This window comes from Acidovorax sp. KPB24-07, from assembly GCF_057543315.1.
This window is the reverse complement of record NZ_BAAJYS010000023.1, coordinates 23,633-30,057: the sequence shown is the minus strand read 5'-3', so window position 1 is coordinate 30,057 and position 6,425 is coordinate 23,633. Positions and strand designations below refer to the sequence as shown.

Annotated in this window: 6 protein-coding genes; 5 read left to right on the top strand and 1 reads right to left on the bottom strand. The window is 66.2% G+C overall.

The window, feature by feature from the left end; all coding sequences use genetic code 11:
• Window positions 1–591, bottom strand: a 591-nt coding sequence (locus tag AC27IQ_RS05265) for a tetratricopeptide repeat protein (protein ID WP_487088691.1), incomplete at its 3' end; no start/stop codon positions are given.
• A 213-nt stretch (window positions 592–804) separates the two neighbouring features.
• On the opposite strand from AC27IQ_RS05265, the gene cysS reads away from it, so the two are divergent.
• The 5 genes from cysS to AC27IQ_RS05240 all read left to right on the top strand — a co-directional run bounded on the left by cysS (window position 805) and on the right by AC27IQ_RS05240 (window position 6,396).
• A complete protein-coding gene (cysS, locus tag AC27IQ_RS05260) occupies window positions 805–2,184 on the top strand; it encodes a cysteine--tRNA ligase (protein ID WP_487088689.1) in 1,380 nt (459 codons plus the stop codon).
• A 66-nt stretch (window positions 2,185–2,250) separates the two neighbouring features.
• A complete protein-coding gene (locus AC27IQ_RS05255; RefSeq protein WP_487088693.1) occupies window positions 2,251–2,907 on the top strand; it encodes a DNA-3-methyladenine glycosylase family protein in 657 nt (218 codons plus the stop codon).
• Window positions 2,908–2,995: 88 nt separating this feature from the next.
• On the top strand, window positions 2,996–3,973 hold the full coding sequence (locus AC27IQ_RS05250; RefSeq protein ID WP_272563991.1) for an acetyl-CoA carboxylase carboxyltransferase subunit alpha: 978 nt from the start codon (window positions 2,996–2,998) through the stop codon (window positions 3,971–3,973).
• A gap of 107 nt (window positions 3,974–4,080) precedes the next feature.
• Window positions 4,081–5,031, top strand: coding sequence for a tRNA lysidine(34) synthetase TilS (gene tilS, locus AC27IQ_RS05245; RefSeq protein WP_487088687.1), 951 nt, complete (start codon window positions 4,081–4,083; stop codon window positions 5,029–5,031).
• Between the two features lie 96 nt (window positions 5,032–5,127).
• Complete coding sequence (locus AC27IQ_RS05240) at window positions 5,128–6,396, top strand: aspartate kinase (RefSeq protein ID WP_272548049.1); 1,269 nt, start codon at window positions 5,128–5,130, stop codon at window positions 6,394–6,396.
• Window positions 6,397–6,425: the final 29 nt, after the last annotated feature.

Here is a 6,425-nt window from a genome sequence, read left to right as displayed (position 1 = left end):
TACGGGGCGGGGAGCCGCCGCGGCCACGGGCGCAGCCGCGGGCGCCTTGGCGGTGGAGGCCTTGGCCTCGGTCGAGAACAGGTCGCGGATCAGTGCCAGCTTGGGCTTGACCGAGCTGGCGTGCGTGGCATCGAGCTGCAGCGCCTTGTTGTAGGCCTGGCTGGCCAGCTTGGCGTAGATGTCGCCCAGGTTTTCATGCGCGGTGGCATAGCTGGGGTTGGTGCGGATGGCCATCTCGAGCGCGGTGCGCGCCTTGTCGAGCTGGTTCTGGTTGGCGTACAGCACGGCCAGGTTGTTGTAGGGCTCGGGCAGCTCGGGATAGTCTTCCGTGAGCTTCGTGAAGGTGGCCACCGCTTCGGTCTGCTTGCCCGAATCCGCCTGGGCCACGCCGCGCAGGAAGCGCAATTGCGGGTCGCGGGGGTTGGCGGTGAGCCGCTGGTCGGCCTTGGCCAGGGCATCCGCCGGCTTGCCTGCCTTGAGCAACTGGGTGATCTCGGCATAGTCGTCCGCGTGGGCCAGCGGGGCACCCAACAAGGCCGACAGGGCAATCAGGCGCAGGAGATGGGCAAGGGTGCGTTGTGGATGCTTCATGGGCGGACGGGAATGGTTGGAGGTGTCAAGCCGTAACGGGGGCTTATACTGCGGCGGATTGTAGCTGAGGGGTTTGTCATGCCGGTACGCTGTTGCCGCTCCTGATTTTGCATGTGCGCACCGCCGCGCACGGCCCTTCCGGGAGGCTCCCGCCTCTTTGCGCAGCCCCTGCCAGGGCGCCGGCTGCACCATCCACCCCTTGACTGAATTTCCATGAGTTTGCGTATCTACAACACGCTGTCGCGTGCGCTGGAGCCTTTTTCTCCGCTGGAGCCCGGACATGTGCGCATGTATGTCTGCGGCATGACCATTTATGACCTGTGTCACATCGGCCACGCCCGCATGATGATGGCGTTCGACGTGGTGCAGCGCTGGCTCAAGAGCAGCGGCCTGCGCGTGACCTATGTGCGCAACATCACCGACATCGATGACAAGATCATCCGGCGCGCGGTGGAGCGCGGCATCACCATCCGCGAGCTGACCGACGAGATGATCGCCGCCATGCACCAGGACATTGGCGCTTTGGGCATCGAGCCGCCCTCCATCGAGCCGCGCGCCACCGAATACGTGCCGCAGATGCTCGCGCTGATCGGCGCTCTGGAAGACAAGGGCCTGGCCTACCGTGCCAGCGGCGGCGACGTGAACTATGCGGTGCGCAAGTTCGCGGGCTACGGCAAGCTGTCCGGCAAGTCGCTCGACGAGCTGCGCGCGGGCGAGCGCGTGGCCGTGGCCGACGGCAAGGACGATCCGCTGGACTTCGTGCTGTGGAAGTCCGCCAAGCCCGAGGAGCCGCCCGAAGCCAAGTGGGACAGCCCCTTCGGTGCCGGCCGGCCCGGCTGGCACATCGAGTGCTCGGCCATGAGCTGCGCCACGCTGGGCGAGAGCTTCGACATCCATGGCGGCGGCGCCGACCTGCAGTTTCCGCACCACGAAAACGAGATCGCGCAGAGCGAAGGCGCCACCGGCAAGCCGCTGGCGCGCTTCTGGGTGCACAACGGCTTCGTGCGCGTGGACAACGAGAAGATGAGCAAGTCGCTCGGCAACTTCTTCACCATCCGCGACGTGCTGGCCAGGTACGACGCCGAGACCGTGCGCTTTTTCATCGTGCGCGCCCATTACCGCAGCGCCCTCAACTACAGCGACGCCCACCTGGACGACGCACGCGCCGCACTCAAGCGCCTCTATACGGCATTGAGCCTGGTCGCGCCGGCGCCCACGCCCTCGATCGACTGGACCGATGCCTACGCGGCGCGGTTCAAGGCCGCCATGGACGAAGACTTCGGCACCCCCGAGGCCGTGGCCGTGCTGTTCGATCTGGCCGGCGAGGTCAACCGCACGCATTCGCCGCAGACCGCCGGACTGCTGAAGGCGCTGGCCAGTTGCCTGGGCCTGCTGCAGGGCGATCCGCAAGCCTTCCTGAAGGCCGGCGCCACGCTGGACGAAGCCGCCATCCAGGCGCAGATCGCCGCGCGCGCCGCCGCCAAGGCCGCGAAGGACTTCGCCGAGGCCGACCGCATCCGCAAGGCGCTGCTGGAGCAGGGCATCGTCCTCAAGGACTCCGCCGCCGGCACGACCTGGGAGGCTGCGCAGTGAGCGGTTCCTGGATGAAGCGGCCTTTGGCGCCGGTGAAATTTCTGGTGCGGGCGGGATAAGCGGTGGCTGCGACGAAAAAAGACAGCCCATGACGGGCCGCAACTGATCGCGCCCGCGTATTGGGCCGAGGCTTGCAAGCACCTCGTCAAGAAAGACCGCGTGATGAAGCGGCTCATCCCGCAACTGGGCGATGTGGCCCTGCGCCAGCGCGGCGATGCGTTCACCACGCTGGCGCGCAGCATCGTCGGCCAGCAGGTGTCGGTGGCGTCAGCGCAGAAGGTATGGGACCGTTTCGCGGCCCTGCCGCGCACCATGACGCCGGCCAGCGTGCTCAAGCTCAAGGTGGACGACATGCGCGGCGCAGGCCTGTCCGCGCGCAAGGTGGACTATCTGGTCGATCTGGCGCTGCACTTCGATACCGGCAAGCTGCACGTCAAGGACTGGGATGCGATGGACGACGAGGCCATCACGGAGGAGCTGATCGCCATCCGCGGCATCGGCCGCTGGACGGCGGACATGTTCCTCATCTTCCACCTGGCCCGCCCCAACGTCATGCCGCTGGACGATGCCACCCTGATCCAGGGCATCAGCCAGCACTATTTTTCGGGTGATCCCGTGAGCCGCAGCGATGCCCGCGAAGTGGCAGAGGCCTGGAAGCCCTGGTGCAGCGTGGCGAGTTGGTATATTTGGCGGTCGCTCGCCCCGTTGCCGGTGGACTATTGACGCCCTCGCGGGAGGGCGCGGCAACCGATGCTGCGTCCGTGCCCGTGGTGCTGGCCTGAACAGGGCGAGGAGCCCAAGGAGAATTACGTTGGCGAAAAAAACCTTTCTGGATTTCGAGCAGCCGATTGCCGAGCTCGAAGGAAAAATCGAAGAACTGCGCTACGTGCAGACCGAAAGCGCCGTCGATATTTCGGAAGAGATCGACCAGCTCAGCAAGAAGAGCCACCAGCTCACCAAAGACATCTACAGCGATCTGTCGCCCTGGCAGATCACCAAGATCGCCCGCCATCCCGAGCGTCCCTACACGCTCGACTACGTGCGCGACATCTTCACCGACTTCGTCGAGCTGCACGGCGACCGCCACTTCGCCGATGACCTGTCCATCGTGGGGGGCCTGGCCCGCTTCAACGGGCATGCCTGCATGGTGCTGGGCCACCAGAAGGGCCGCGACACCAAGGAGCGCGCCGCGCGCAACTTCGGCATGAGCCGCCCCGAGGGCTACCGCAAGGCCCTGCGCCTCATGAAGACGGCCGAGAAGTTCAAGCTGCCGGTGTTCACCTTCGTGGACACGCCTGGCGCCTATCCCGGCATCGATGCCGAAGAACGCGGCCAGTCCGAGGCCATCGGCCGCAATATCTTCGAGATGGCGCAACTGGAAGTGCCCATCATCACCACCGTGATCGGCGAGGGCGGCTCCGGCGGCGCGCTGGCCATCAGCGTGGCTGACCAGGTGGTGATGCTGCAGTACTCCATCTACTCGGTGATCAGCCCCGAAGGCTGTGCCTCCATCCTCTGGAAGACCAGCGACAAGGCGCAGGACGCGGCCGATGCCATGGGCATCACGGCCCACCGCCTCAAGGCCCTGGGCCTCGTGGACAAGATCGTGAGCGAGCCCGTGGGCGGCGCCCACCGCGACCACAAGCAGATGGCCGCCTTCCTCAAGCGCGCCCTGGGCGATGCCTTCCGCCAACTGGCCGATCTCAAGCCCAAGGAACTGCTGGACCGCCGCTACGAGCGCCTGCAAAGCTACGGCCGATTCACCGACACCAAGGCCGAGACGCGCTGAAGCACAGGGCTCCGGCACCACGCCCCATGCCATGAACCCAGCGGCCCTTCGGGGCCGTTTTGCATGGAAGTCGCCGCCATCACAGCCCTTTGAAACGTCCCTTTGGCATGACGCAATCCTTCGACGCCGCCATGGCGGCCTTCGCACCGGCCCTGCCGCTGGCCGTGGGGCTGAGCGGCGGGGCCGACTCCACCGCGCTGCTGCTGGCCTGCGCAGGGCGGTGGCCCGGCCAGGTGCATGCGTTCCATGTGCACCATGGGCTGCAGGCGGCGGCCGATGGCTTCGAGCGCCACTGCGCGGACCTGTGCCAGCGCCAGGGCGTGCCGCTCCAGGTGGCGCGCGTGAACGCACGTCCCGCGCCGGGCCAAAGCCCGGAAGACACCGCCCGCCGGATGCGGTACGAGGCTTTTGCGGGTCTGGCGCAAGTAACACTAGGGCATACCGCTATAAAAACAATAGCATTGGCCCAGCACGCCGACGACCAGGTCGAAACCCTGCTGCTGGCGCTGTCGCGGGGCGCTGGCGTGCCGGGTCTGGCGTCCATGCCTGCGCACTGGCAGCGCGATGGCCTCGACTGGCATCGGCCCCTGCTGCGGGTGGCTGGCGCCGACGTGCGCGCCTGGCTGGTGGCGCGGGGCCAGGCGTGGGTGGAAGACCCCACCAATGGCGACGAGCACTACACGCGCAACCGGATCCGCCACCGGCTGCTGCCAGCGCTCGATGCCGCTTTTCCCCAGTTCCGCGACACCTTCGCCCGCAGCGCCGAGCATGCCGCGCAGGCCAGCGAACTGCTGCAGGAACTGGCCGAGGCCGATCTGGCCGCCGTGGGCGTGCCGCCGCGGCTGGCGGCCTTGCAGTCGCTGAGCCGGGCTCGGCAGGCCAACGTGCTGCGCCACTGGTTGCGCAGCGTGCACGGCACCACGCCGGCCGCGGCCCAACTGGCCGAACTGCTGGACCAGATCGCCGCATGCACCACGCGGGGGCATCGCATCCGCATCAAGGTCGGCCGCGGCTTCGCCGTGCGCGAAGCCCAGGTGCTCGGTTGGTACAATTCCTAGGTTTTGGTCCCCATCCCTGCACGAAAAACGGCGCGCGCCAGAACAATTTTTCTCCTTTCCCTGCGCCGTCTTGCGTTTCGTCATTCCAGATATCCAATGGCACTGATCGTTCATAAATACGGCGGCACGTCGATGGGCTCCACGGAGCGCATCCGCAACGTCGCCAAGCGCGTGGCCAAATGGGCGCGGGCCGGCCACCAGATGGTGGTGGTGCCCAGCGCCATGAGTGGCGAAACCAACCGCCTGCTCGGGCTGGCCAAGGACCTGGCCCCTTCGCGCGCCACGTCCGCCTACCACCGTGAACTCGACATGCTGGCCTCCACCGGAGAACAGGCGTCTTCCGCGCTGCTGGCGATCGCGCTGCAGTCCGAAGGCATGGAGTCGGTGAGCTACGCCGGCTGGCAGGTGCCGATCCGCACCAACAGCGCCTACACCAAGGCCCGCATCGAATCCATCGACGACCAGCGCGTGCGTGCGGACCTGTCCGCCGGCAAGGTCGTGATCGTGACGGGCTTCCAGGGCATCGACGAGCACGGCCACATCACCACGCTCGGCCGGGGCGGCTCCGATACCTCTGCCGTGGCGGTGGCCGCCGCCATGAAGGCGGCCGAATGCCTGATCTACACCGACGTGGACGGCGTGTACACGACCGATCCGCGCGTGGTGCAGGAGGCGCGCCGCCTGGCCACCGTGAGCTTCGAGGAAATGCTGGAGATGGCCAGCCTGGGCAGCAAGGTGCTCCAGATCCGCTCGGTCGAGTTCGCCGGCAAATACAAGGTGCCCCTGCGCGTGCTGTCCAGCTTCACGCCCTGGGACATCGACATCAACGAAGAAGCCCGCTCCGGCACGCTGATCACTTTTGAGGAAGACGAAAAAATGGAACAAGCCGTTGTATCCGGCATCGCATTCAACCGCGACGAGGCCAAGATCTCCGTGCTCGGCGTGCCCGACAAGCCCGGCATCGCCTACCAGATCCTGGGCGCCGTGGCCGATGCGAACATCGATGTCGACGTGATCATCCAGAACCTGAGCAAGGACGGCAAAACGGACTTCAGCTTCACCGTGAACCGCTCCGACTACGCGCGCACGATTGACTTGCTCAAGGAAAAGGTCGTTCCCGCATTGGGCGCGCAGGAAGTGGTGGGCGACGCCAAGATCTGCAAGGTCAGCATCGTCGGCATCGGCATGCGCAGCCACGTGGGCGTGGCCGCCAAGATGTTCCGCGTGCTGAGCGAAGAGGGCATCAACATCCAGATGATCTCGACCTCCGAAATCAAGACCTCCGTCGTGATCGACGAGAAGTACGTGGAACTGGCAGTGCGCACGCTGCACAAGGCGTTCGAACTGGACCAGTCGCCTGCTTGACGAGGCAAAAACGCCTTCAATCTGAGGCA